24 protein-coding genes are annotated in these 26,300 nt (G+C 41.7%); 9 read left to right on the forward strand and 15 right to left on the reverse strand.

Annotation, left to right across the window (positions count from 1 at the left end; genetic code table 11):
- The first annotated feature begins 174 nt into the window (after positions 1–174).
- Positions 175–633 (forward strand): pentapeptide repeat-containing protein, encoded by a 459-nt coding sequence (locus L6494_RS24755; protein ID WP_237990377.1) that lies wholly within the window; start codon positions 175–177, stop codon positions 631–633.
- 1,017 nt (positions 634–1,650) lie between these two features.
- Positions 1,651–2,088: a CAAD domain-containing protein gene (locus tag L6494_RS24760; RefSeq protein WP_237990378.1), complete on the forward strand. Its 438-nt coding sequence runs from the start codon at positions 1,651–1,653 to the stop codon at positions 2,086–2,088.
- Positions 2,089–2,291: 203 nt separating this feature from the next.
- Here the strand turns inward: L6494_RS24760 and L6494_RS24765 are convergent, their stop codons facing one another.
- Together L6494_RS24765 and petH are read right to left on the reverse strand one after the other, a co-directional pair.
- Positions 2,292–3,581, reverse strand: a complete 1,290-nt coding sequence (locus L6494_RS24765; RefSeq protein ID WP_237990379.1) for a homoserine dehydrogenase — start codon at positions 3,579–3,581, stop codon at positions 2,292–2,294.
- Between the two features lie 290 nt (positions 3,582–3,871).
- On the reverse strand, positions 3,872–5,179 hold the full coding sequence (gene petH / locus L6494_RS24770) for a ferredoxin--NADP reductase (protein ID WP_237990380.1): 1,308 nt from the start codon (positions 5,177–5,179) through the stop codon (positions 3,872–3,874).
- 678 nt (positions 5,180–5,857) lie between these two features.
- On the opposite strand from petH, the gene L6494_RS24775 reads away from it, so the two are divergent.
- From L6494_RS24775 to L6494_RS24795, 5 genes are all read left to right on the forward strand, one after another.
- The gene (locus L6494_RS24775) at positions 5,858–6,862 is read left to right on the forward strand and encodes a phosphoribulokinase (RefSeq protein ID WP_237990381.1); all 1,005 of its coding nucleotides are present in this window, start codon (positions 5,858–5,860) and stop codon (positions 6,860–6,862) included.
- Between the two features lie 308 nt (positions 6,863–7,170).
- Complete coding sequence (metK, locus tag L6494_RS24780; RefSeq protein WP_237990382.1) at positions 7,171–8,442, forward strand: methionine adenosyltransferase; 1,272 nt, start codon at positions 7,171–7,173, stop codon at positions 8,440–8,442.
- Between the two features lie 707 nt (positions 8,443–9,149).
- The gene (locus L6494_RS24785) at positions 9,150–10,859 is read left to right on the forward strand and encodes a sensor histidine kinase (RefSeq protein ID WP_237990383.1); all 1,710 of its coding nucleotides are present in this window, start codon (positions 9,150–9,152) and stop codon (positions 10,857–10,859) included.
- 158 nt (positions 10,860–11,017) lie between these two features.
- Positions 11,018–13,339 (forward strand): DNA helicase PcrA, encoded by a 2,322-nt coding sequence (gene pcrA, locus L6494_RS24790; protein ID WP_237990384.1) that lies wholly within the window; start codon positions 11,018–11,020, stop codon positions 13,337–13,339.
- Between the two features lie 185 nt (positions 13,340–13,524).
- Positions 13,525–13,749 carry a hypothetical protein gene (locus L6494_RS24795; RefSeq protein ID WP_237990385.1) on the forward strand — a complete coding sequence of 75 codons (225 nt, stop codon included), beginning with the start codon at positions 13,525–13,527 and terminating at the stop codon, positions 13,747–13,749.
- Positions 13,750–13,856: 107 nt separating this feature from the next.
- Here the strand turns inward: L6494_RS24795 and L6494_RS24800 are convergent, their stop codons facing one another.
- From L6494_RS24800 to ppk2, 5 genes are all read right to left on the reverse strand, one after another.
- Positions 13,857–14,078 (reverse strand): FeoA family protein, encoded by a 222-nt coding sequence (locus L6494_RS24800; RefSeq protein WP_237990386.1) that lies wholly within the window; start codon positions 14,076–14,078, stop codon positions 13,857–13,859.
- Position 14,079: 1 nt separating this feature from the next.
- Entirely contained in the window at positions 14,080–15,567 is a 1,488-nt protein-coding gene (locus L6494_RS24805; RefSeq protein WP_237990387.1) for a ferrous iron transporter B, read from the reverse strand.
- Positions 15,568–15,593: 26 nt separating this feature from the next.
- Complete coding sequence (locus tag L6494_RS24810) at positions 15,594–16,214, reverse strand: FeoB small GTPase domain-containing protein (RefSeq protein ID WP_237990388.1); 621 nt, start codon at positions 16,212–16,214, stop codon at positions 15,594–15,596.
- Between the two features lie 172 nt (positions 16,215–16,386).
- Positions 16,387–17,469: a photosystem II q(b) protein gene (gene psbA / locus L6494_RS24815; RefSeq protein ID WP_237990103.1), complete on the reverse strand. Its 1,083-nt coding sequence runs from the start codon at positions 17,467–17,469 to the stop codon at positions 16,387–16,389.
- 252 nt (positions 17,470–17,721) lie between these two features.
- Positions 17,722–18,639 (reverse strand): polyphosphate kinase 2, encoded by a 918-nt coding sequence (gene ppk2, locus L6494_RS24820; RefSeq protein WP_237990389.1) that lies wholly within the window; start codon positions 18,637–18,639, stop codon positions 17,722–17,724.
- Positions 18,640–18,820: 181 nt separating this feature from the next.
- On the opposite strand from ppk2, the gene L6494_RS24825 reads away from it, so the two are divergent.
- Positions 18,821–19,189, forward strand: a complete 369-nt coding sequence (locus tag L6494_RS24825) for a GNAT family N-acetyltransferase (RefSeq protein WP_237990390.1) — start codon at positions 18,821–18,823, stop codon at positions 19,187–19,189.
- A 378-nt stretch (positions 19,190–19,567) separates the two neighbouring features.
- Here the strand turns inward: L6494_RS24825 and rpsU are convergent, their stop codons facing one another.
- The 8 genes from rpsU to L6494_RS24865 form a co-directional block, all read right to left on the reverse strand.
- Positions 19,568–19,756, reverse strand: a complete 189-nt coding sequence (gene rpsU, locus L6494_RS24830) for a 30S ribosomal protein S21 (protein ID WP_237990391.1) — start codon at positions 19,754–19,756, stop codon at positions 19,568–19,570.
- Between the two features lie 118 nt (positions 19,757–19,874).
- Positions 19,875–20,183, reverse strand: a complete 309-nt coding sequence (locus tag L6494_RS24835) for an RNA recognition motif domain-containing protein (protein WP_237990392.1) — start codon at positions 20,181–20,183, stop codon at positions 19,875–19,877.
- A 256-nt stretch (positions 20,184–20,439) separates the two neighbouring features.
- Positions 20,440–20,874: a translation initiation factor IF-3 gene (gene infC, locus L6494_RS24840; RefSeq protein ID WP_237990393.1), complete on the reverse strand. Its 435-nt coding sequence runs from the start codon at positions 20,872–20,874 to the stop codon at positions 20,440–20,442.
- 256 nt (positions 20,875–21,130) lie between these two features.
- The gene (locus tag L6494_RS24845; protein WP_237990394.1) at positions 21,131–21,592 is read right to left on the reverse strand and encodes a peroxiredoxin; all 462 of its coding nucleotides are present in this window, start codon (positions 21,590–21,592) and stop codon (positions 21,131–21,133) included.
- Positions 21,593–21,796: 204 nt separating this feature from the next.
- Positions 21,797–22,267: a PAM68 family protein gene (locus tag L6494_RS24850; protein ID WP_237990396.1), complete on the reverse strand. Its 471-nt coding sequence runs from the start codon at positions 22,265–22,267 to the stop codon at positions 21,797–21,799.
- A 12-nt stretch (positions 22,268–22,279) separates the two neighbouring features.
- Complete coding sequence (gene rpsO / locus L6494_RS24855; protein WP_190698297.1) at positions 22,280–22,549, reverse strand: 30S ribosomal protein S15; 270 nt, start codon at positions 22,547–22,549, stop codon at positions 22,280–22,282.
- 139 nt (positions 22,550–22,688) lie between these two features.
- The gene (locus L6494_RS24860) at positions 22,689–23,534 is read right to left on the reverse strand and encodes a cyanophycinase (protein WP_237990398.1); all 846 of its coding nucleotides are present in this window, start codon (positions 23,532–23,534) and stop codon (positions 22,689–22,691) included.
- A gap of 336 nt (positions 23,535–23,870) precedes the next feature.
- Positions 23,871–24,074 carry a hypothetical protein gene (locus L6494_RS24865; RefSeq protein ID WP_237990399.1) on the reverse strand — a complete coding sequence of 68 codons (204 nt, stop codon included), beginning with the start codon at positions 24,072–24,074 and terminating at the stop codon, positions 23,871–23,873.
- A gap of 306 nt (positions 24,075–24,380) precedes the next feature.
- Between L6494_RS24865 and L6494_RS24870 the strand changes: the two genes are divergently transcribed.
- A complete protein-coding gene (locus L6494_RS24870; RefSeq protein ID WP_237990400.1) occupies positions 24,381–26,291 on the forward strand; it encodes an ATP-binding protein in 1,911 nt (636 codons plus the stop codon).
- The last annotated feature ends 9 nt before the right edge of the window (positions 26,292–26,300 follow it).

The following is a 26,300-nucleotide window of genomic DNA, read 5'->3' on the forward strand; positions in this document are numbered from 1 at the left end:
CGTTGCTCAAAGATGCCTATAAAGCATAGATAGTAATCTTTTCAGCCTCACGAATATACCTGTTATCTAGAAAATTAAATTGTGATTTAAATCAACATTATTTGGGAAATTAGTGAGATAATAGAACCGTGAGGAAAAGAACGGACACGAATATAAGGAGAAAGGGGGAAAATTATGAAACTCAAGCTATTAGCAGCAGTAGTCTTAGCTACTCCCCTATTTTTTGTAAACTCAGTCAAAGCTGGGAATCCACAAGACTTACAAAGGCTATTGTCAACTGGGGAATGTGTTGGGTGTAATCTATCAGGCATGAACCTTAATGACGCACATTTAATTGGTGCTGATTTAAGAGGAGCAAACCTTTCGGGTGCGAACCTTTCGGGTGCAAATCTCGAAGGTGCTGATTTCACTGACGCTAACTTGAAAGGGGCGAACTTAAGTTCAGCCTTCATCACCAACGTCAACTTCAAAAAAGCCAATCTCAACAATGTCAACATGACTCGCGCTCATGTTATCGATTCCAATGTGTATGGCGCATCAATGGAAAACCTCACCATTACTGATGCAGAAATCTATCACACTGCGATCGGTGTGGGTGGCGAAGACGGTACAGTAATTCCCGATTGGGATTAGGGTGAACTAAGTTCAGCTAAACTTTAAGAAATAAAAGATGGGGTGAGAGAATTGGGTGTTAGCCAATATGATCTCTCACATACCTGCTCTGAAATACTTACCTAAACTTAGTAAAACTAGGTTTAGTGATTTCTTCCTGCTTCTTCCAAGGTAGAAGGCTACTTCTTGTCCACAGGCGTTAAGTTCAGGTCAAGCCGACTTTACTTTTTGTTTTTCAACTAAAAAGCTGATTGGTTTGTGCGTCCTTGGTTTTCGGACATACTATGATTTTGCAGCACTTAACGCTACTTTTTTTAGATATCTTTAAGCAGATTTAGCTAACAATTTGGCTACTTAGTAAAGCTCTCAAAAGTATTTAAACTGAGACCAAAATCTCTGATCTGCCGAAACTTAACATTTCTTCACTTCAATACGCGATGACCGACTGTCAGTTGGATACTATCAGCTACGGTGGACAGAGGCTGCGCCAAAGTATTCCTAGTTTGTAGTAAGCACCTTAGTGCTTAAAAGCATCAGGATTTAAACCCTAACTACGAACTTGCCGACATATCAATCCTAATTGGGTGCATTTATAAAGTATTGGTATCAAGAATCAATACGTTGATTGACGAACACGGTTTAAGATAGCTTTAATATTCAAGATGAAATCAGCGTTTGTGCTTATATAAATGAGAGGTAGAGTGATTTTTGCATGATCTGTACTTTATTTTAAGTAAGATGATGAGCAACTAACACAGCCTAGGATAGTCAGTAACCCAGCCCTAAAGGGACTGAGTTTCCAGCATACCGTGAGGTCTTATGATTTTAGACATCCTGTAGCCTTCTGACTTCTATCTGTCTAGTGACTGTCTACCTTGTAGTTGATGCTGTAGATGTTACAGGGCAATTATGGTTATAAGACGCTAAACCCTGTCACCAAATTCTATTGAATGCAAAAGTGCATCGCCTAATCAACAGCCTTTTGGTTGTAATTATCCAGATTAGAGAAACTCAACTGTCAAATTTATGGAAGTGAACATGCAAGAACCGGAATTCGCTCAAACCCAATCCAAAGAGACAACAGTGCCAGATATCAACAACCAAACAGGAACTATTACTAAACTCCAACCTCCTGTACAGTCTCAAGAGCAATGGGTAAAATACGGAGAACAAATTTCTGAATTTCTAGGAACACTACCTGATTATGTAGGTAACTTTTTTAATCAATATAAGCAGCCCTTGGTAAGCGTAGGCTTAATTCTAGGATCATTGGTTGCAGTTAGGGTACTGTTGGCAGTATTAGATGCTTTGAATGATATTCCTTTGGTAGCACCAACTTTTGAGTTAATCGGTATTGGTTACTCTGCTTGGTTTGTTTACCGCTACTTACTAAAAGCTTCAACCAGACAAGAGTTAAACAGTGAAATTACAACTCTGAAGTCCCAAGTAGTTGGTCACGATGGTTCAGAAAGCTAATATCTGAATAAATAATACATCAGATACTGACAGCTACTACAGGGTAGAACTTATTTAATAAAATGGTCAAGCAAAACGCTTGACCATTTTCGTTCTTTATGGTTTTGAGAGATGGGATAACCAAGTTTGTAGTAAGGACTTTAGTCCTTAGAAAAATCAGGACTAAAGTCCTTACTACGAACCGTCAAAACTAACTTGATAGACTACAACACCCGTAAGATGCTGGGAATGCTATCAACTGCTGCCAAACTCTGAATTTCGGCTAAGGCTTGGCGAAAATCACCTTCCCTCACATCGTGGGTAACAACTACAATTTCCGCTAGTCCTCCCTGAAAGCCTGTTTGGACAATTGACTCTAAACTCACACCATGATCACCAAAGCAAGTACCGAGTTTACCAATGACACCGGATTGGTCTTTGGTGAGGAATCGGGCGTAAAATCGAGTTACGAGGTCTGCTATCGGGGCAATTTGGCAGTAATCTTCATGTCTACAGGTTAAGAGGGCATTTGGTGCGGCGGTATTGCTTTTTAGTGCTGCCACTAAATTTAAAATATCTGATGTGACGGCACTAGCAGTAGCACCTGCACCCGCGCCAGGTCCAAAGAACATTACTTGACCGATGGGTTCTCCTTCTACAAGAATGGCGTTATAAACACCGTTAATACTTGCTAACGGATGTGCCTTGGGTACTAACGTTGGATGTACCCTGACAGATAGTTGGGCGTTATCATTAACGTGATTTGTAGCGATCGCTAGTAATTTAATGACAAAGCCCAATTTTTCGGCATAGGCAATATCGGTTTTACTAACTTGCCGAATCCCTTCACAATACACATCTTTTAAATGAATCCGGCCATCAAAAGCCAATGATGCCAAAATTGCGATTTTATCCCCTGCATCTAAGCCATCGACATCAGCCGTAGGGTCAGCTTCCGCATAACCCAAGCGTTGGGCATCAGCCAAAACATCAGCAAAGTCAATGCCTTCGGTTTGCATCCGGGTAAGGATGTAATTAGTTGTGCCGTTAACGATGCCAGTCACGGTATGCAGCCGGTTGACACTTAAAGCCTGCTTCAAGGGTTGAATTATGGGAATACCACCACCCACAGCCGCCTCTAGCATGACGTATAAGCCAGCTTGATTAGCAATTGTGAAAATTTCTGCCCCAAAGCGAGAAATAGCGGCTTTATTGGCAGTGACGACGTGCTTACCGTTCTTGAGGGCTTGGAGAATTAGCGATCGCGCCGGCTCTAATCCCCCCATCACCTCGACTACAATATCGATGTCCGGGTCGTTGACAATTGCTTCTAAATCTGTTGTGATAATTCCCGCAGGTAAATTAACATCACGAAGTTTATCTAGCGATCGCACTCCCACTCGATAAATTTCAATCTCTTGTAACAACGGGTGACGACCAGCCGCATCTTGTAGCAACTGCACAGTCCCCGTTCCTACCGTACCTAATCCTAAAATTCCCAGCTTTACACCCACAAAATTAACCCCAAACTCTATATTTAAGTGCTGAGTGTTGAGTGATGAGTGCTGAGTTGACTCAGAACTTACCACTCTTGTTTCAACTATATCTAGTGCTGAGTAGGGAGTGCTGAGTAGGGAGTGCTGTTAGCGGTAGCGCGGCGTTTAGCCGGTGCTGAGTTGGCTCAGAACTTACCACTCAACACTCAGCTATTTATTTATACAAAAAAATTGTAGGGTGGATTATTTACCCACCCTACAAACTCTACAAACTCATTACTCAGGACTCATTACTCAGCACTCGCTACTTAGTATGTTTCAACGTGCCAGCGGCCTGCTCTCTTGAGGTCTTTTTGATAGTCACTCCAGGTTACGCCTTCCTTAGCAGCAGCAGCAGTTAAAGCAGCATCAATACCATCTTCCATACCGCGCAAACCGCAGATGTAAGTGTGGGTTTTTTCGTTTTTGATCAACTGCCACAGTTCATCAGCATTTTCTGCTACGCGGTCTTGGATGTACATTCTACCGCCTTGGGGATTTTGTTGTTCCCGGCTGATAGCACAAGTTAAGCGGAAGTTATCAGGATACTTCTGCTGCATTTCTTCCAATTCTTCTTTATATAGAAGATTTGGAGTTGTGGGAACACCAAAGATCAACCAAGAGAATCCTTTAAATTGATATTCTGGGTTAGCCGCTCTTTCTGCATCCTTAAACTGCCGCCACAGGTAAGCACGCATGGGGGCAATACCTGTACCAGTCGCCATCATGATTACATTGGCTTCTGGATCATCGGGTAACAACATTTCCTTACCCACTGGCCCTGTGATTTTTACATCATCTCCAGGCTGCAACTGAGTTAGGTATGTAGAGCAAACACCATAAATCGTTTCGCCGCTTTCTGGGTGCTTGTACTCCAGCTGACGGACGCATAGGGAGACTGTCTTATCATCTACATCATCACCATGACGAGTGGATGCAATGGAGTACAGTCTGAGCTTTTCTGGCTTGCCGTTTTTGTCCACACCAGGGGGGATAATCCCAATACTCTGACCTTCAATGTATTTCAAATTACCACTGGAAAGGTCAAATTTTAGGTGCTGAACAATCCCAATCCCGCCTTCTTTAACTAATGTTTCATTAGAGATACACTTACCAATAAATGGCGCATTGGGGCGGTAGGTGTTAACAGGAACATCAGCGTGGGCTTTTTTGGCTTTCGCTTGAGTCATGGTTTTGCCTTTGTTATCCTTATTCTTCTGCTGTTCTTCAGCTGGTTTTTGAGCGAAGCCTTTCACTTCACTCTTTGCTGTTACAGGTGTGGCTTGACCATTTCCCTCAGTGCTAATATTCACCTGATCGGCCACTTTACCATTAAGTTGTTGTAGACCATTTCCAGGATGAATGCTAACAATCTTCCCTCCTAGGCGAGTGATACGCTGCATTTCTTGACTCATGCGGTTGTAAGGTACTCTGATGAACACACTGCCACTTTTACGAATTGGGTAGTTAGTTTTATCAGTTTCTTCGTTCTGTCGCAGACCCACCACTTCGTAAACGAAGACACGGCTACCTGATTCTGCGTTGGCAGCACCTTCAAAAGCACCTTGGTTGTACATTCTTTCTACCACTCCGATATTTACTTAACCGTTTATCAAAAAAAAAACTTTTCCCATCACAAACTAGCTTTAGTTTATCGGATTTCGTGTTCCTAAAACTAACGTTATGAGAAAGTGGCACTATCAAATAATGCCCGGCATTCATACACTCACCAAGGACGTGGAGGCTTAGGAATAAACACACCTGTTCACCTTCTAAGTTAAAGGATAAGTCTATTGGATAATGTTAACAATGAGTCAATTTAATCTTTTTTTTCGTGCTGTGAGTAGTAGAAGCAGACTCTGGGAAATATTTATCGGGAATTACCAGTACAACACCGCCTCAACAAAGTCACCATCTGGCATAGACGCAAAGCTTATATAATCAAGGTTCTTTCTTTTGCCTTTTGTCTTTTACCTTTTGACTGACTGCACTAGATTCTCTTGACAGTAAATATTGTATGGGTTACATCATTCTGTTAAAATCAACTATACCACTAGGATTAAATACTTAGCTAATTTTCAAAGCAAGATATTCAGACGAGCCACAGCCACTAATTTGGTTGACCACCCGTTTGATAAATCTTATATGTCGCTGAGTAGCAAGAACGCAGGACAAACCAAACGGGTAAACTCCTGGCTTCACATCTGCTGTGAGAAAAAATTATTGATTGACACATTAGTATTTAGAGGAGATTTATGACAAGTAAGCCGGAACGCGTGGTACTAATCGGAGTAGCCGGAGACTCCGGATGCGGAAAATCTACGTTTTTGCGTCGTTTGATAGATTTGTTTGGTGAAGAGTTTATGACAGTTATCTGTTTAGATGACTATCATTGTTTGGATCGCAAACAACGTAAAGAAACTGGCATCACGGCACTTGACCCCAGGGCTAACAACTTTGACTTAATGTATGAGCAAATCAAGGCTCTCAAAGAAGGTCAAGAGATTAATAAGCCGATTTACAACCACGAAACCGGCCTGATCGATCCGCCCGAAATCGTCAAGCCAAATCATATTGTAGTGGTTGAGGGTCTACATCCTCTGTATGATGAACGGGTGCGATCGCTGCTTGATTTTAGCGTTTACTTCGACATCAGCGACGAAGTGAAAATCGCCTGGAAAATCCAGCGTGATATGGCAGAAAGAGGCCACCGCTATGAAGATGTCTTAGCCGCTATCAACTCCCGCAAACCCGACTTCCAAAAATATATCGAACCACAAAGAGAATTTGCGGATGTGGTTCTGCAAGTATTACCCACCAACCTAATTAAAAACGACACCGAGCGCAAAGTGCTGCGGGTGCGGATGCTACAACGGGAAGGGAAGGAAGGCTTTGAGCCATGTTACCTCTTTGATGAAGGCTCAACCATCCAGTGGACTCCTTGCGGACGGAAGCTAACCTGTTCTTACCCAGGTATGCAAATGTACTACGGTTCTGATGTTTACTACGGTCGTTATGTCTCGGTTCTAGAAGTAGACGGACAATTTGACAACCTAGAAGAAGTTATTTACATCGAAAACCACCTAAGTAACACATCCACCAAATACGCAGGTGAAATGACTCACTTGTTATTACAACACCGTGAGTATCCAGGTTCTAACAACGGTACTGGCTTATTCCAAGTGTTAACAGGTTTGAAAATGCGTTCTGCTTACGAGCGTTTAACAGCAAAAGAAGCCAAGCTAGCAGTTCAAGTTTAAAACAGCAGTGTTTGTGTCAAAACTTTAGGGAGTACATTCCGCGTACTCCCTTTTTTTTATAGATTTGTGCAAAATACCATATATAGGAATAATTTACTGTAATATTTTCAGAAAAAATGTCATCTAAGGCACAAAAATCTATAATGAGCGATCGCCAGCAAGTCCAGATTGTTAAGTAGCTTATTTTGTACTTTTACGGAAACTAACTACTGAATGTGTGAATATTGTTATGATTTCAGTAATTAGTAGCTGCACTAAATATCTGAATGTTTAGTCAGTGAAAATACTTTTACAGGAGGAATACTCTATTGTCTCGACGCTACTTGTTTACCTCCGAGTCAGTTACCGAAGGTCATCCTGATAAAATCTGCGATCAGATTTCTGATACGATTTTAGACACCTTACTCACACAAGACCCTGCTAGTCGGGTTGCGGCTGAGGTAGTGGTAAATACTGGCTTGGTGCTAATCACTGGTGAAATCACCACCAAAGCCAACGTCAATTATGTCAACATCGCCCGGAAGAAAATAGCGGAAATCGGCTACATTGATGCTGATAACGGCTTTTCTGCTAACAGTACCAGCGTGATTGTCGCCTTAGATGAACAATCTCCTGATATTGCCCAGGGTGTTAACACTGCCCAAGAAACCCGTCAGGATAGTGAAGAACTATTTGACACTATTGGTGCTGGTGATCAAGGACTGATGTTTGGTTTTGCTTGTAACGAAACCCCAGAACTAATGCCCTTACCTGTGAGTCTAGCTCACCGCATCGCTCGCCGACTAGCCGCAGTGCGTAAAACCGGGGATTTGCCTTATCTCCGTCCTGATGGTAAAACCCAAGTTACCGTCACTTATGAAGACGGTCGCCCTGTCGGTATTGATACCATTCTGATTTCCACCCAGCACACAGCCACCATCGGTAATATAACTGATGAGGCAGCAGTCCAAGCCAAAATTAAACAAGACCTGTGGACTGCTGTAGTTGAACCTGTGTTTGGTGACCTAGAAATTAAACCTGACCAAGAAACACGTTTTTTGGTCAACCCCACCGGTAAATTTGTCGTTGGTGGACCTCAAGGTGACTCTGGTTTGACGGGACGAAAAATCATTGTGGATACCTACGGTGGTTATTCACGACATGGTGGTGGTGCTTTCTCAGGTAAAGATCCCACCAAGGTAGACCGTTCAGCAGCCTATGCAGCTCGCTATGTGGCGAAAAATATCGTCGCGGCTGGGTTGGCAGAAAAATGTGAAGTGCAGTTGAGTTATGCCATTGGTGTAGCACGACCCGTGAGCATTTTTCTGGATACCTTTGGTACAGGCACAATCGATGATGACACCTTGTTGGAACTAGTCAAACAGAACTTTGAACTACGTCCGGCTGGGATTATTCATACCTTCAACTTACGTAACTTACCAAGTGAACGAGGCGGACGTTTTTATCAGGACATCGCGGCTTACGGTCACTTTGGGCGGAATGACTTAGACTTGCCTTGGGAACGTACCGATAAGGCAGAATTTTTGAAGCAAGCAGCTAGTCATGCTATGTCAGATGCGATCGCTCAAGCTTTAAAGTAGTTCACATACTACTAAAAAAATAATTTAGTTATAAACCCTTTGCTGAGGAACTTTCTAGGTAGAGGGTTTTCTTATAGAAGTAGAAAACCTCTAATTTATGAAAAATTGAGTCAATATGATGATAATATTTGCTGTATACTAACCATACCACTGTTATATATCTAAAGAAATTCATGCTGGTCTTGATTCTAGAGTAGAACTAGATAAAGTTCCCTATTTGTGTTTTTGTCAGTATTCCTGTGCTGAATTGGTTGAAAGTTCTAGTAAAGTGAATTAGCCCTTTTGGACTTTTAAACATCTGAGACATATTGCTGGAAGATGTTGATTGGGTTTAACAAAAGTGGTTGAGAGAACTAGTCAAACATCAGCCAGGAGATATTGAAAATGCGCTAGAGTAGGGTATTGTCATACTTTCATCTAAAATCTTATCTACAAAAATAGAGGAGAAGCAAAGGTACTTCTAGAAAAATTTAGATTTGCTAACTACCGATTTATACAGCACCATATAGCTATCACAAGCAAATGTGCGTGTAAAAATGAGGATAAAAACCACTTCAATATTATGAAGTAATGCGAATTATCTAGAAGATGATTCATTGCCCTTGTTATAAGAGAAAATAATCTGAAGTATTGATCAATATTGGCGGTGGTTGTATAAGTAAAGCTGATTTGGTGATTTTTGCGGTAGGGATAAGGAGATTTGAGGGATGCAAACTCAACAGCCAATCCCTGTGGAAAGCAGTTTAGAAAGCGAAAAAGTGCCAGTAGAAGAGACATCCAACGATGAACTCCCGACTATAGAATTTCCCTCACGAGGGAAACTCAAAGCCAGTTCCTGGCGCATACATCAGAAAATTGGTTATGGTTATTTTGTGGCGATTGGCATTGGCTTTTTCGGCTCACTCACTGGGTTAGTCATCGCCAACTACTACCGTGGGAGAGAAATCAGGCAATTTAATCAAGCTCAGGAGCAACGACAACTACTGAGTGATTATAAAGATGCAGTTATCGGCGCACAACTGCATAGCTCTAAAATGACCGCGTTTTTAGAAGACAAACAGCAATTACCAGCGAAAAAGAACGAATTTTTGCAGAATGTAGAGAAAGCTAAGAATTTAGAGCAGAAAATCGACAAATTTATTGATAGAAACCCTGACAAATTAGCGGCGACAAGTGCTAATTTACAGACTCTATTACAAGATTACGCCTTTTACTTAAAATCCTATGTTGACAAAATAGATACAGTTTTAAAGGAAAGTAATCAACAGCAGGTTGCTGTGACGAGAGACAAGCTGTTGGAAATTATGCGTGGTCAAACAGCCGTACAACTAGACCAGCTATCAGAAAAATTAACTAATATCCTCCGTACTGCGGAAGAGCAAGAACAGAAAAGACAAACAGATGTAGAACAAGCTAAGGGAGTAGAGAGATTAATTGTCATGCTGAGTATGCTGGTGTCAGTAGCGATCGCTGGCATCATAGCATGGCGAACCAGTCGAGCGATCGCAGAACCAGTGATCATTGTCACTCAAGTTGCTGAACAAGTAGCACGGAAACACAATTTTGATTTACGCGCACCAGTCACCACCGAAGACGAAATTGGTTTATTAGCAAAATCTTTAAATCATCTGATTGAACGGGTATCAGAACGCACAAAAGAACTAGAAAAAGCCAAAGAACAAGCCGAAGCCGCTAGCAAAGCCAAAAGTAGATTTTTGGCTAATGTCAGTCACGAGTTACGTACACCCTTAAATGCAGTGATTGGCTTAAGCCAACTGCTACAAGATGATGCAACTGATCTAAATTTATCAGGAGACTTCATCACTGACTTAGAAACTATCAACTCTGCTGGTAGACACCTACTGGAACTGATTAACGACATCCTCGACTTATCAAAAATTGAAGCCGAGAAAATGTCTATCTACCCAGAGAATTTTGAGATTGCTACGCTAATTAATAACGTTGTCCTTACAGTCAAACCAGCTATAGAAAAAAATGGCAATGTGTTAGCTGTGTATTGTGATGAACACTTAGGCTCAATGTACGCTGATCAAACCAGGATGCGGCAGGTATTATTAAACTTATTAAGTAACGCTGCTAAGTTTACCACTAACGGCAAGATAACGCTAACAGTTAAGAATGACAGAGAGGACTGCTCACCAGAAGCTCCCCTGGGAATGATTACTTTCAATGTTAGTGATACAGGTATTGGGATGTCTCCCACACAACAGCAACAATTATTTCAACCCTTTATCCAAGGTGACACCTCTACCACGAAAAAGTATGGCGGTACAGGACTGGGTTTAGCTATCAGTCGCCACTTTTGTCAGCTGATGGGCGGTGAAATTTTGGTGCAAAGTCAGATGGGAGTTGGTTCTACTTTCATTGTTCATCTACCATTGACTGTGCAGGAGTAATTGGGGATTGGGGACTGGGAAATCAGGTAGACAAGGTATAGTAACTAATGACTAATGATGCTGGCGCGAACAATTTTGAATTTTGAATTTTGAATTTTGAATTTTGAATTCCCCGCAGGGATTGACCATTGACTTAAGTTATCAGCACTCCTCACACCATGACTACAAGCATCGACTTTCTCAGCCATCTTAACCCCAGCCAACGCCAAGCCGTGGAACATTACTGCGGCCCTTTGCTCGTTGTAGCTGGTGCGGGTTCTGGTAAAACACGCGCCTTAACTTACCGAATTGCTAACTTGATTCTCAAACACCGTGTCGCGCCGGAAAATATTTTGGCGGTGACTTTCACCAACAAAGCCGCACGGGAGATGAAAGAACGGATTCAGAGGCTATTTGCTGAACAGTTAGCAATGGCAGAACATGGAAAAAAGTTGGATTTATTGCCAGAATACGAACAAACAAAACTGCGATCGCGCGTTTATAAAACTACTATCAAAGAGTTGTGGTGTGGCACTTTCCACAGTCTATTTTCGCGGCTTCTCCGCTTTGATATTGAAAAATACCAAGATGAAAAAGGTAGAAAATGGGATAAAAATTTCTCTATCTTTGATGAATCTGATGTAATGAGTTTAATTAAAGAAATTGTCACCAAACAATTAAATTTAGACGATAAAAAATTTGACCCCCGTTCTGTACGTTACGCCATTAGTAACGCTAAAAACCAAGGCTTTTCACCGCAAGAATTAGAGAAAGAACAGCCGAATTATCGCGGACGGGTAATAGCTGATGTCTACAATCGTTATCAAGATAAACTCACAGAAAATAATGCTCTAGACTTTGATGATTTAATTCTGATTCCTACCAGATTATTTCAGCAAAATGAGCAAGTTTTGGGGTATTGGCATCGCAAATTTTGCCATGTGCTTGTAGATGAATATCAAGATACCAACCGCACCCAATATGACCTGATTCGCCTGTTAGCGACTAATGGGGAAGAGAAAAAGACGGAATGGAATTGGCAGAATCGCTCAGTTTTTGTCGTAGGTGATGCCGACCAATCTATTTACAGCTTTAGAATGGCAGATTTCACCATTCTCTTAGAGTTTCAGAATGACTTTGGTGATGCTTTAGCTGATGAAGATACGCGTACAATGGTGAAGTTAGAAGAAAACTATCGCTCTTGTGAAAACATTCTCCAAGCTGCCAATGAACTCATTGAAAATAACACCCAACGCATTGATAAAGTCCTCAAACCGACAAGGGGAGCGGGTGAGCAAATTTATTGTCATAAAGCAGATGATGAACTAGCTGAAGCCGATTTTGTCATTAGACAAATTCGCAGCTTAGAACATCAACATCCTGAATTAGATTGGGGTAGTTTTGCCATTCTTTATCGTACCAACGCCCAATCTCGCCCCTTTGAAGAACAGTTAGTCAGGAATCAAATTCCTTACACAGTCGTCGGCGGGATGAAATTTTATGACCGTAAAGAAATTAAAGATGTCTTAGCTTATTTAAGAGCGATCGCCAACCCAGCCGATACCGTGAGTTTATTAAGAGTTATTAATACACCCCGGCGTGGTATTGGTAAAGCCACTATGGATAATTTAATCAATGCTTCCCAGCAATTAAACACAACATTGTGGGAAATATTGAGTGATGAGACTTCAGTCAATACTTTAGCTGGACGTTCTGCCAAAGCTGTCAATAACTTTGCTAAGATGATTAACCGTTGGCAAGGAGAAATAGCCACAGTTCCCGTTTCGGAGATGGTAACGGGAATTTTAGAAGATTCTGGTTACGTGCAAGACTTACAAAATCAAGGAACAGACGAAGCTGAAGACAGAATCCAAAATGTCCAAGAACTTTACAACGCTGTACTGCAATTTCAAGAAGAAAATGAAGATGTTTCTTTAACAGCCTTCTTACAAAGTACCGCCCTCAGTTCTGATTTAGATAACTTAAAAGAGGGTCAAACAGCCGTTTCTTTGATGACCTTACACGCTTCTAAAGGCTTGGAGTTTCCCGTAGTCTTCTTGGTGGGATTAGAACAGGGACTATTCCCCAATTACCGTTCCATGAACGATCCAGCCGCCTTAGAAGAAGAACGCCGTCTGTGTTACGTGGGAATTACCCGCGCCCAAGAACGCTTACACTTATCCTTTGCCCGTGAACGCCGCTTATATGGCTCACGAGAACCCGCCATGCGATCGCAATTTCTCGACGAATTACCCCCAGAATTATTAGCAAATCCCGGTCAAAAGCGGCAAACTCATACCAAAAATTCTACAAGTAATGGCAAGCAAACAGTTAATCAAAATTGGCAAGTAGGTGAGCGAGTTTTACACAAAAGTTTTGGTCTTGGTGAAATAACTCACATTTTTGGCGAAGGAAATAAGGTATCTGTAGCAGTTAAATTCGCAAGTTTGGGACAAAAGATTATTGACCCTAGAGTAGCGCAGTTGCAAAAAATGGACTGATATTCAATAGTAGTCAAAGTAGAGACGCAATACATCGCGTCTCTACAGTTTCTAATAAGTTCATTGTGCAGAATGCTGCACGGCTTCTACATTAATATTGAGTCGAAGTTACACAGAAAATTGTTTCTGATGATAAGAGCAAAAACTTAATTGTAGAGAAATTTTGACAAAAAGATCCTAGAGGCTTGAATGAAACAACTGGTGAACTGAACAGAGTATGGACTGATAACAGAGCCAATAGCAAAAGCTATAGTCTGCAAACAAACCTCATTGGCAAATTTAGTACAGGTTCTATCCAACACACACTTTTAGTTGGGGTTGAGCTTGACCGTGAAACTCAGGATAATGCTAATTTCGAGGATTTTGCTCCTAGTATTAACCTGACTTTTCAGGTTATGTGGAAAAGCTAACGCGAAACCTAACCCCCTTCCCTAGTAGGGAAGGGGGAAAAGTTAATGTCTATAACCATTTATGCTGTGCCTGCTGAGATCGCTTAAACTCTGATTAACCTGACGAATTATCGCGATTCTACAAAAATAATCTGTGCTGTTTCTTGATCTAACGCAGTGCGGGTTCTGCCAACTGTGATGACATAGGATGGAAAACGTTGCTCTAGCACCAAATGGCTACCGGGTAAAATGCCGAATGCCATCAGCTTTTGTAACACTGCATCATCTTGAGTTCGTAAACTCACTACCGTTTGTGGTTGACCTATCTTGACTGTTGATAAGGCGTTCATCTTAAAAATTCACCCCAAATAAGGTTAAGCCGGTGTTGACAACATATCCCATGAGGAAGGCGAAGGGGAAAATAAATAGTACGATCGCTAATGTAGTTTTGCTTCCTCGTTCTTTAATCAGCATTTGTAATTGGGCAATACAGGGTAGAAACAAAGTTAAGACAATCGCCGCCACCACCAACTGATTACCTGTCAGGCTACCTTGCTGCTGTAAATCAAACAGTCCGGCTGCACCATAATCTCTTCTAAAGAAACCGTAGAGAAATATCGGTGCTGCTTGTTTCGGCATTCCCAACGCCAAGGTCAGAGGTTCAATTCCCCGAATAATCACATCAAATAATCCGGTTAACCGTCCTGCCCAAATCAAGACTGATGCCCAAATAAACAACGGCAAGACTTCCACAAAATACCACTTCATCCGCACCCAGGTTTTGATGAAGACGTTCCGCAATTTGGGCAGCCGCAAAGGTGGAACTTCCATGTAAAACCTGCCAGATTTACCGGGTAATAATCTGGCGGTGAGATAGCCAACTACCAAAAAGATGGCAGTGATAAAGCCTACCCAAAACAGTAAGGCGGCGGGTTTTTGTGCCAGTAATCCTACAATTACACCCCACTGCGCTGCACAGGGAATAGCAAGGGAGAGTAAAAACGTCGCAATTAATCGTTCCCGGTTGGTTTCCAGAGTGCGGGTGACAATCGTTGCCATCGTGTCGCAACCTAAGCCCAAAACCATTGGAATGACTGCGCGACCAGATAACCCCACGGATTTAAATAACCGATCTAACATTAAAGACAAACGTGGGAGATAGCCGCTATCTTCTAGTAATGAGAACATCAAAAAGTAGGTAGCAACCACGGGTAAGACAATGGCTGTAGCGTAGCGAATCCCCAAGGTAATAATGCCATAGTCATGAGCAATCAAGTCTTGAATTGGTCGCCAGGGAATGACTTGAGCAGTGATTTGATTGACTATTGGGTTGATTTGTGATTCAAAAAAGGTTTCGATGCGATCAACTAGTTCCCCTGCCCCAAATTCACCGACAAATTTATAGACTCCGTAGTAAAGGATAATTACAAGAATGGGAAACCCGGTAATGGGGTTGACGGTGAGTTTGTGGAGTGTCTCAGACAATGACGATCGCGCCTGTTTGGTTTGATGTAAAACTGCTCGTTCTATAGCTTGAGCCTGACTTTGACGAGAATTGGCGATCGCTAATCCGATGGGTTGTTGGAGTTGATTTTGCGTGACGGTAATCAATACTTCCAGATGACGACACTGTTCTTGATCCTGTTGCAAGGTTTGCCATAAAGCTGGGTCTTTTTGTAACAGTAATAAAGCTACGCTACGCTGTGAAAGCGAATAATTGCCAAATAAATAGCGATTCTCCTTTGAAGAGGCTGCGCCAACGCCTAAATTTTGCCACCACGATTCTAGTTGTGCGATCGCGCTTTCAATTGGTTCGGGATAAATAACTTCGCTGATCATACCTTTCCTTCCTCATCTGAAAATACTTACGCAGGTATCATGGCAGCCTGAATCGACAGGAATGGTGCAATCCTGTATCGCAATTCATCTATACCTTGATTCAAAGCCGCCGCCATGCAGACTACTGGAATTCCTAACTCACGTTCGAGTGCATCCTGTTGTATATCCAGTCCCCAACGACGCGCTTCATCCATCATGTTGACGGCGAGTAAAACAGGTAGTCCAGCTTCGATGAGTTGAAAGGTGAGAGACAACATCCGTCCCAAGTTCTTCGCATCCACCACATGAATCACAGATGCTACAGGTTCTGTTAGCAATAAATCTCTGGCAACTTTTTCTTCTTCGCTGATGGGCATCAACGAATACATCCCTGGTGTATCAATCACCGTTATGCTTTGTTCCCCTATCTGCGCTAGCCCACGACTCACCTCTACAGTCGTACCGGGGTAATTAGAAACCGTAACATAAATTCCAGTCAGTGCATTGAACAGCACACTCTTACCAACATTGGGCATTCCTACCAAGGCAATTGGGGGACTTGGGGAAACTTGCTTGGCTAAATATTGCTGACTTTTACGAAAAAATGGCAATTTATGCGATCGCTTTCCACACGATTGACCTTGAGATTTACAGTTATGACATTCCATAGGAATTTATTTTTGAGTTTTACTGCAAATTATTCTCAAATTAAATTGTGAGGAACTCGTGAGGAAATATACTTAGTTTATTTTTTTAAACATGAATATCAAAATCAAAAGCACCCCCTTTTTCAGGGAGTGCCTTTAATTTACAGCTAGATTATTGATTTGTGTGTGAAAATTAACCGTTGATAGCAGGTGCGCTGATAGCAACAGGAGCAACTTCACCAGCAGCCAAATCTAAGGGGAAGTTGTGAGCGTTACGCTCGTGCATTACTTCCATACCCAGGTTAGCGCGGTTGATTACATCAGCCCAAGTAGCGATGACACGACCTTGAGAATCAATGATGGATTGGTTGAAGTTGAAACCGTTCAAGTTGAACGCCATTGTGCTGACACCCAAAGCGGTAAACCAGATACCGATGACAGGCCAAGCAGCGAGGAAGAAGTGCAAGGAACGGCTGTTGTTGAATGATGCGTATTGGAAGATTAAGCGACCGAAGTAACCGTGTGCTGCCACAATGTTGTAGGTTTCTTCTTCTTGTCCGAATTTGTAACCGTAGTTCTGTGATTCGTTTTCGGTTGTCTCACGAACTAAGGAAGATGTTACTAGAGAACCGTGCATTGCGGAGAACAATGAGCCACCGAATACACCCGCTACACCTAACATATGGAAGGGGTGCATCAGGATGTTGTGTTCTGCTTGGAACACAATCATGAAGTTGAATGTGCCGGAGATACCCAAGGGCATACCATCAGAGAATGAACCTTGTCCGATGGGGTAGACCAAGAAGACTGCGGTTGCTGCTGCTACTGGTGCAGAGAATGCTAGGCAAATCCAAGGACGCATTCCTAAGCGGTAGGACAATTCCCATTCCCGACCTAAGTAACAGAATACGCCGGTCAAGAAGTGGAAGATTACCAATTGGTAAGGACCACCGTTGTACAACCACTCATCTAAGGAAGCTGCTTCCCAAATGGGGTAGAAGTGTAAGCCAATGGCGTTAGAGGATGGAACAACTGCACCGGAGATGATGTTGTTTCCGTAGAGTAATGAACCTGCTACTGGTTCGCGGATACCATCGATGTCTACTGGAGGTGCGGCGATGAAGGCGATGATAAAGCAGGTGGTTGCTGCTAGCAGGGTGGGGATCATCAGGACTCCGAACCAACCGATGTATAGACGGTTATTGGTGCTGGTAATCCACTCGCAGAAGCGATCCCATACGTTCGCGCTTTGACGCTGTTGTAAGGTTGCGGTCATGTTTTTATGATTGCGTTTGTTTATGTATGAATCAGACAAGTGTGTTTTTGTCTGTAATATTACTTTACACTACTTTACAAAAGTTAAGTAACTTATTAATATCAGTAGAATTTATAGATATTGTCAGCTTTACTTATATAAAGGCACGTCATCTAATACACCGATTCCTCTCCCACAACACCCAAAAGGTGAGCAAGAGAGGAATTAGCATAAGGGAAGGGGTCGATGACGCAAAACTAAAAAAACGACCACCTAATAAATCTTTGGTACAAAGAACTGTTCATTTCGGGGGGGTCTGACATAGTTATCGCCAGACTTCCGGGGAGACAGTTCTAGGGGTTCTGGAGTCATATCCACGTAGGGAATCTTGCTGAGGATGTGGTAAACACAATTCAAGCGAGCGCGTTTTTTGTCGTCTGCTTCCACGGTAAACCAGGGTGCTTCAGGGATATTGGTGTGGGCAAACATGACATCCTTGGCTTTAGAGTATTCCATCCAGCGATCGCGCGATTCGAGATCCATTGGACTGAGTTTCCACCGCCGTGCGGGATCAGTGGTTCTTGATTGAAAGCGTCGTTCTTGCTCATCATCACTGACAGAAAACCAATACTTCAGCAGAATGATGCCCTCACGCACCAACATTCGTTCAAATTCTGGACAATCTTGCATGAAATTCTTGTACTGTTCTTCTGTACAGAATCCCATCACAGATTCTACGCCAGCACGGTTATACCAACTGCGGTCAAACAAAACAATTTCACCCGCAGCTGGTAGATGAGCTACATAACGTTGGAAGTACCATTGGGTTTTTTCGCGATCGCTGGGCGTACCTAAAGCGACGATACGACAGCCACGGGGATTCAACGGTTCTGCAATCCGTTTAATCGTACCCCCCTTACCTGCGGCATCCCTTCCTTCAAAAATAATGACAATCCTCGCACCTGTAAACTTTACCCAATATTGCATTTTCACCAGTTCTAATTGCAACTTGGCTATTTCTTTTTCGTAGAGCCGATTGGATATTTTAGAACTTCCTTCACCTTCAGTCGTATGTTTTTTGAACTTTAGTTTTTTGATATTTTTCGCGCTCTTTTTATTGGTTTTTAGGGTTTTGAGCGGGGATTCCATCGCCTCTTTCATCATATTTCCATTGTCTTGCTCAATGTTCATAAACTTTTTCGGACTTAATAATTGTGAACTATAACTCTTTACGCAAAGCGAGGTTACTTATTCTCTTTTGATAAAGGTTTCACCCCATGGCCAAGTCGAGGATGAGGGTAAATTTTTGTCTTTGAGATTTTAGTATTAAAATATACTATGTAAATTGATAATCGCAATGAGTTTTTAATAGATGATTGAAATTATTGAAGCAGACCTTAGTCTGCCTGCTCATGCGGACGCTATTGTTCAATTAATGGATGAGTATGCACTTGACCCGATGGGTGGTGGTAAAGGTCTGTCTGACTACGTTAAAGCAAATCTTTCAGCAGAACTTGCAAAGCGAAAAGCCGCTCATGTCATTCTCGCACTTGTTGATGGCGAACCCGCAGGGCTTGTTGTCTGCCTAGAAGGATTCTCTACGTTCGCGTGTAAACCATTACTTAATATTCACGATGTCATCGTTGCTTTACCCCACCGTGGTAAAGGCTTGTCTAAACTGCTGCTACAGAAAGCGGAGGAGATCGCTTTTGATTTGGGCTGCTGCAAACTCACGCTATAGGTGCTAGAAGGAAACTATGTTGCCCAGTCAGCATACAAGGCGTGCGGATTCAGTGGCTATGAGCTAAATCCCCAGATGGGCAAGGCATTATTCTGGGAGAAGAAACTAGCAGAGGTGACTGATGGATCGAAAAGTCCAAGCAGTTGAGAGATTCTTGTGCCGTAATAACCCCGGTAAAAAACTGGCCTCTACTTTTCTCTTGAGCAAGCCAATACCGAGTAAGAAGAATACATTTCATTGGCGGCTGAATCCCTTGTAAATCAAGATTTTGAGTAAGTAAGAACTACCATTGCTTAATTTTTGCTTACTGCTGCTAGATTCCATAAAGAAAACCCTCATAAAAATTATGAGGGCATTGATTATTCTCTATATTATTTCTCAAGTACGGAAACGTCTCTTACCCTGCTTTTGCAAGGCAAGTTTTTTGCGCTTGCATTTTTCAATAGGTGTTTCAAAGTGACGATGCTTTCTCATATCTTGAAAAATTCCCGCCTTGGAAACTTCTCGCTTAAATCGGCGTAAGGCTGACTCAAGGTGTTCATTTTCGCCCACTACTATTTGCGTCATGATCTCTACTCCTAAATTGACTTTATCAATCGACTGAGCAGACGCTAAAAGTTTATATTTTTTTAAACTTTTAACATCTGCTCTGAAAGTGCGCTCTTCAAAATTCAGCTTTCAAAGCTTAGTAGCGATTACGTCCACCACCTCCACCATATCCACCTCGATTGCCGCCAGATGAACCTCTATCTTCTCTGGGCTTGGCTTTGTTAACTTTCAGGTCACGACCCATCCATTCAGCCCCATCAAGACCATCAATGGCGGCTGTTTCTTCGGCATCTGTTTCCATCTCTACGAAAGCAAAGCCTCGCGGACGGCCTGTTTCCCGGTCAGTAGGTACTTGAACCCGCTTTACAGTACCATATTCGGCAAAAACACCCTTAATATCTTCTTCCGTAACTTGATAAGAGAGATTACCTACGTAAATTGACATCAAATTTCTCCAAAATTATCAGCGTGTAGAGATTTAAATTTCGGAGAGAAGTCTGTGAATACTAAAAACAAACACTGTCACCGAATTAAGTCTCATCTTTAGAATGACATAGAAGCAAACTTTATGTATTCAGTAAAAAATTAATGTTGGAGTTTAGACTACTCTAAACTCCAGGGATCAGGGATATTGTGGGCAATAACCAGGGTATGTATACCGTTTTTCTGGCTAGTTAGCTAAAATACTCCCGAAAAATTGTTTAGGCAGGAATCACTTGAGCAACCAGTGAACGTTTATCAAGCGATTGAACTTTCCCAACTTGACCCAGAGCATTAACAATGCGCTCTAACAGTTCTCCAGCCTGTTCACGATATTGATGTTCTCGACCTCGTAAACGAATCACAAACTTGACTGAATCACCCTTATTCAACCACCCAATAGCTTGTTCGATACGTAAGTTGTAATCCGCCACACCTACATTCGGGCGAAGCCGGACTTCCTTTACTGTCGGTTTAGCACTGTGTCCCTGACGCTTTTTCTTTTGGTACTGAAGCTTACCATAGTTGACAATCTTGGCGACTGGAGCGTCTTTACCTTCCGACACTACAACTAGGTCAAGTTCTAGGCTTTCTGCTAGCTGTAGAGCTTCCCGTGTATCTATGAGACCACGGTTGTTATTTTCATGGTCAATCAAGAAGACTTGAGTTGACTTGATTTGTGAATTAATTAGTTGCTTTTGGATTACGATAACGTTTTACTCTCTTTCAATGGTTTAATACTTGACAAATGCAAGTAATGCCAATGTAACACAACACTTGATTGAAGTTTTAGTTTCATGATCAAGAAATATTGACATCCTCACTGCCCTGTGATTCTTCAGCAATCAAACAATCGTCATGGTTCAGATCCTAGATAGATCAGGACAATATTAGGGCAGTTGTTATAGTTATCTAGCTGGCTGCTAGATTTTGTAGAGTTTTCAATGCTTCCTCAACGTGTCCTTTGAAATTCAACATGGAATCAAATACATACTGCACAATTCCCTCTTGCGAGATGACGTAGGTAACGCGTCCAGGGAACAAACCAAAAGCAGCTGTTGCACCGTATAGTTTGCGTACTTGATCACCTTGATCACTCAAGAGTGTAAAAGGTAGATTGTACTTAGTGGCAAATCGCTGGTGAGATTCCCTAGAATCACCACTAACACCAATGACCTCAGCACCAGCATTTTGAAAAACTTCATACTGGTCACGAAAAGCGCAAGATTCTGCTGTACATCCGGGTGTGTCATCCTTGGGGTAAAAGTACAACACCACAGATTTATTGCCTCGAAAATCGCTCAGACTAACAGTTGAGCCATTTTGAGCAGGTAGAGTGAAATTTGGGGCAGTATCCCCAACTTTAACTGGCATAGATGTAATTTATGGAAAATTAATAATTAATAATAAGTATTTTATCGTAAAACAAGACACTCAGTGCTTTACAACTGGATATTGGGTTTAAATATTAATTATAAATTTTTACGTAGAAATGTTGAAGTTATTATATGTAAACTTCAACATTGATTCTAAAAAATTACCCAAAATCGCAGTTAGTAAATACCTGAGTGCCTTTTTTCATGCTTTGTTCTGCCTAGTTTCCCGCCAACCGTCTACCATTCTTCCCCAATTGGTGCTAAATTCACCAAAACCTAGTAGACTGCCAACTCTATCTTCGTCCCATGAGGCAGAAAGAACACCATAGGTGATACCTAACACACCTAAACCAAAAAGTCCCATATTCACTAGTAATACAGCGATGGGGGCTAGTTTGATATCGGAGTAGGTAGCTAGCAGGTAACTGACCACTAAAGCAGAAATACCCAAGGCTGTGGGAATACCGCAAAATGCCGCTACTCGCCGGATCATGCGTTGACTCACTACCTGGGGAATAGCCATCTCTTCTTTAGTAAAGGTCTGCTGCTGTTTTTCCAGTTGTTCCGGTTTTGGGGATTTTATCGGTGGGGTACTCTTAGCTTTTGCAGGTTTTTGGCGTTTTTTTTGGGGTTCAAAAGGCAACCGAGTCCGTTCAGATTCTTCAGCAGGCATAAATGCTAGTCCCTATCCACGAATACCTAAGCGAGCAATCAAAGCTTGATATTTTTCCCGGCTATCTTGTTGGATATATGCTAGAAGCCGCTTGCGTTGACCAATGAGTTTTAATAGTCCTCGTCGAGAAGAATGGTCTTTTTTATTGGCTTGGAGATGTTCGCTGAGGCGGTTAATACGTGCGGTCAGCATAGCAATCTGGACATCAGCAGAGCCGGTGTCTGTCTCATGAACTTGGTAGCTAGAAATTAATTCTTGTTTGCGCTGTTGCGTCAAAGCCATGATTGGTTCAAGTTATATTTAGTCTAAATGTATGCAGCAGTCTCCAATCATATCACAGCCATCAAGTTGTGTGTAGTTGGAATTGGGACAGGTGACAGGTGACAGGGGACTGGGGACTGGGGACTGGAATATCTGAAAGTTATTGATTGGTTGAAACTGGTACAGGAACTTGAGACGGTTGATCTAAGATGGGCTTGCGGGTTTGCAAATCAAATTTGTAGCCGTGGGGCAATATATGTAGTTTTGCTCCACAGATTGCTAATGGCTCATCTTTTAAAATCACATCTACATTGCTATAGGTCATTTCTGAGTCATCTACTATGGTGACTGCTCCTTCACCAACGATTTCAATTTGGTGATCAGTTACAACCATAGCCGTATTTTCATCTATCCCAAATCCTAATGTTGCGGGTTCTTGCATCAAAGCTGTCATCAACCTTCCTAAGCGTCCGCGTTCTGAAAAATGCTGGTCAATGACTACCCCAGGTAGAAAAGCTAAACCTACTCCCATTTCTACTGTTTCTAATCGAGCATGGGTTTGTGCGTCACCTTCTACAATCATTTTATCTGGCATGACAGCCGCGCCTGCACTTGTACCTGCGACAACTGCGCCTTCAGAGTAGCGTTTATGAATGGCGGCATCAATTTCTGTATCTTTGAGGATGCTAATAATACGGGATTGGTCTCCACCAGTAAAAAATATACCAGTTGCTGAAGCGATCGCTTCCAAGGCAGTAGATGAAGTTGCGTCTTGACGGGTTTCTGTATCGATTATCCGCACATTTTCTGCTCCCAACCGCTCAAATACCCTGATGTAATTTTCTCCCACATCTCTTGGTAATTCTGTTGCTGCTGTAATAATCACAATATGTGCCTTTATACCCCCAGCACGCCGCACAAACTCCCGCAATATCTGAGAATCTCCGTCTTTGTCTTCAGCACCGCCAATAATTACCAACTGACGTTTGCTTTCACTTGCCATCATATTGATATTCCTGAATATTAGTTAATTCATGTGTAATTTCAATAAAGCATGACATTTATCAATATAAAATCATTCTGTTGAGAGATAAAAAAAATACATTTATTTTTCACTAACTTACCCAAAATCTATCTAAAAGCATAGGCGTTAGTTCACCAATTTAAGAGATGATTTTATGAGGAAAATATTTCTCAAAATATATCTAATTTTCATTTACCACAGAAAAAATATTTTTGACAGATGATTGTGACTGAATCATCTGTCAAAAGACTAAATTATTTTACTAAAGATTGTTGAAAAGTATGAAAGATTTAAACTTGGTTTTTCAACGACGAATAGTTAATAAATCTGGCTTCTATAGATGAGGTTCATCAAGAAAAAACGAGCTTGTTCTAGTGGAAGATGCCTGGGTTTACCTTGGTAAACGATTTGGTATTCGTTTGCATCCTCTCCATCCCCATACCCAGAAATCAGTTTGAGGTAAAAGGCTTCGTCTGCCAGTTGTCTGACTTCATCTCTCAGGGTAGCTTGTGTACTATTCATACTTTTTTCTTGCCTCCTGACGCATTCTTTTATTTATATAAAATTTGCTGAAATTTTACATCTTTCAAGGGTTATATTTTTTATTAAAAATGGATGAGTATATTGAGACATATTTTACTTTTCTATAAATTCACAAATTTTAATTATGTCTTGTGATAGTTGCAAATGCTTAAATATGAGGTTAGATATAAACTGTTCAGATCCAATATAAAGTGATTGTAACCTAAGCAATAAAGAAAATTAATTTAAAATTAGTAAGACTAATTAGCTGTAATTAACGATGCGATATAAAGGTGGTTAGCCAAAATGGTTCAGGAAAAAAACACAGATTTAGTCCGTATTAATGCCAGAAAAACGGATGTATTTGATATTTTTAATTTTCGGCATTATGTCGGGACTAACCCTTATTTAGATGTAGGGACGCTAGTATTCAATTTTGCTCTGGTGGTAGGTAAAGAGCCACTACCGATGGATGATTATATTGCCAGTGTAAGCGATCGCTATCCCCAATTAGGCAACCAAACCTATGAATCCTATGCCCATCTGTTTGCCGCTACAGCCGCAGAGGTGGGTAAGCTAGACATGGATTTATACCTCAATCGCTGGAGTGTGAAACCCGATCATCAAGGGTTTAAGATAGCTGTGCAATCACTGCACGAACGCACTACTAAAGGTGTTGCTTACCTGGTTTGGGATTGGTTTGAAGCCATTACCCAAGGTGTGGAATTTTTCTTGGATGAACACATTTTCAATCTCCAAGATAGATTTCGGCAATCTGTTTATGGCGGTCCGACAGTTTACGCCTTATTGCGAACAGCCCACGAAAAAGGTATTCCCTCATTCTATCTCTGGGAAGAAGGGTTAATGCAGTATGGTTGGGGAAAAAAACATATCAGAGGTGTAGCCACAACTTTTAACTGTGACAGTCATTTAGACTCAGAATTCACTACCCGCAAAGATGACTGCAAAGGGTTTTTGCAAACTTTAGGCTTCCCCGTCCCTCAAGGTGATATTGTGTTTTCTTTTAAAGAAGCCAGACAGGTGGCTAAAGAAATTGGCTACCCAGTAGCAGTTAAGCCTGTTGTTGGTCATAAAGGTATTGGTGTGACTCCAGATGTCAAAGATATAGATGAACTAGAATTAGCTTATGATCGTGCTGTAGAGGCAATTCCAGAAGACCAACCAACGCGGATTATTGTTGAAAAAAGTATCTCTGGCAAAGATTTTCGTCTGTTGTGTGTTAATGGTAAATTTGTTGCGGCTACTGAACGCCGTCCAGCATCAGTAGTGGGTGATGGCTACTCTACAATTGGGGAATTAATTCGTCAAGAGAACCGCAAAAAGGCACGCTTAGACACACCCACTTCACCGATGAGTAAAATTCTCATTGATGATGAGATGGAATTCTATTTAGATGAACAGGGTTTCTCATTAAAAAGCGTTCTGAATCAGGGAGAAACTATTTATCTGCGAAAAGTTGCTAATCTCTCAGCCGGGGGTGTAAGTATTAATGCTACCGACATCATCCATGATGATAATATTATCTTGGCGCAAGATATAGCCCAATACTTCCGCCTGACTTGTCTAGGTATTGATGTGATGGGTGAGAACCTGTCAGAGTCGTGGAAATCTGGTAACTTTGCCATATTGGAAATCAACGCTGCACCGGGAATTTTTATGCACTTTAACCCGGCAATGGGTGATAGTGTGGATGTACCTGCCCATATTTTGGCAACTTTTTTTCAGTCGGGGTTAGATGCCAGAATACCAATTATTACCTTCAATAAAATTTCTGTAGAGGAACTGCAAGCGACAATTGATCACATTTTGTCACAACATCCCGACTGGACAATCGGGTCTGTGTGTCGAGGAGGTGTGTTTATCCAGCGATCGCCAAAGGTATTGCACAAAGAATACAATAACAATGTCCAAACTTTATTACGTCATCCCAAACTAGACTTGCTGATTGCTGAATATCCAGAAGATATTCTAGAAGCAGAAGGTATGTTCTACTATGGCAGCAATATGGTAGTTTTGGATAACCCCAGCGAAACAGAAATGATGTTGATGCGGGATATATTGGATGGTTCGACTGTGGTAATTAAGAAAGACAACGACATTTCTATTCGTCGCAAAGGGTTAATTGAAGACTACTCTTTGGGAGAACATGAATCATTTTCCCAGGTTTATTTGAAAGAAATCGGCACTGTTTTGTAATTTTTTCAA

Source organism: Nostoc sp. UHCC 0870, assembly GCF_022063185.1.
In the GTDB taxonomy this organism is placed as follows: domain Bacteria; phylum Cyanobacteriota; class Cyanobacteriia; order Cyanobacteriales; family Nostocaceae; genus Trichormus.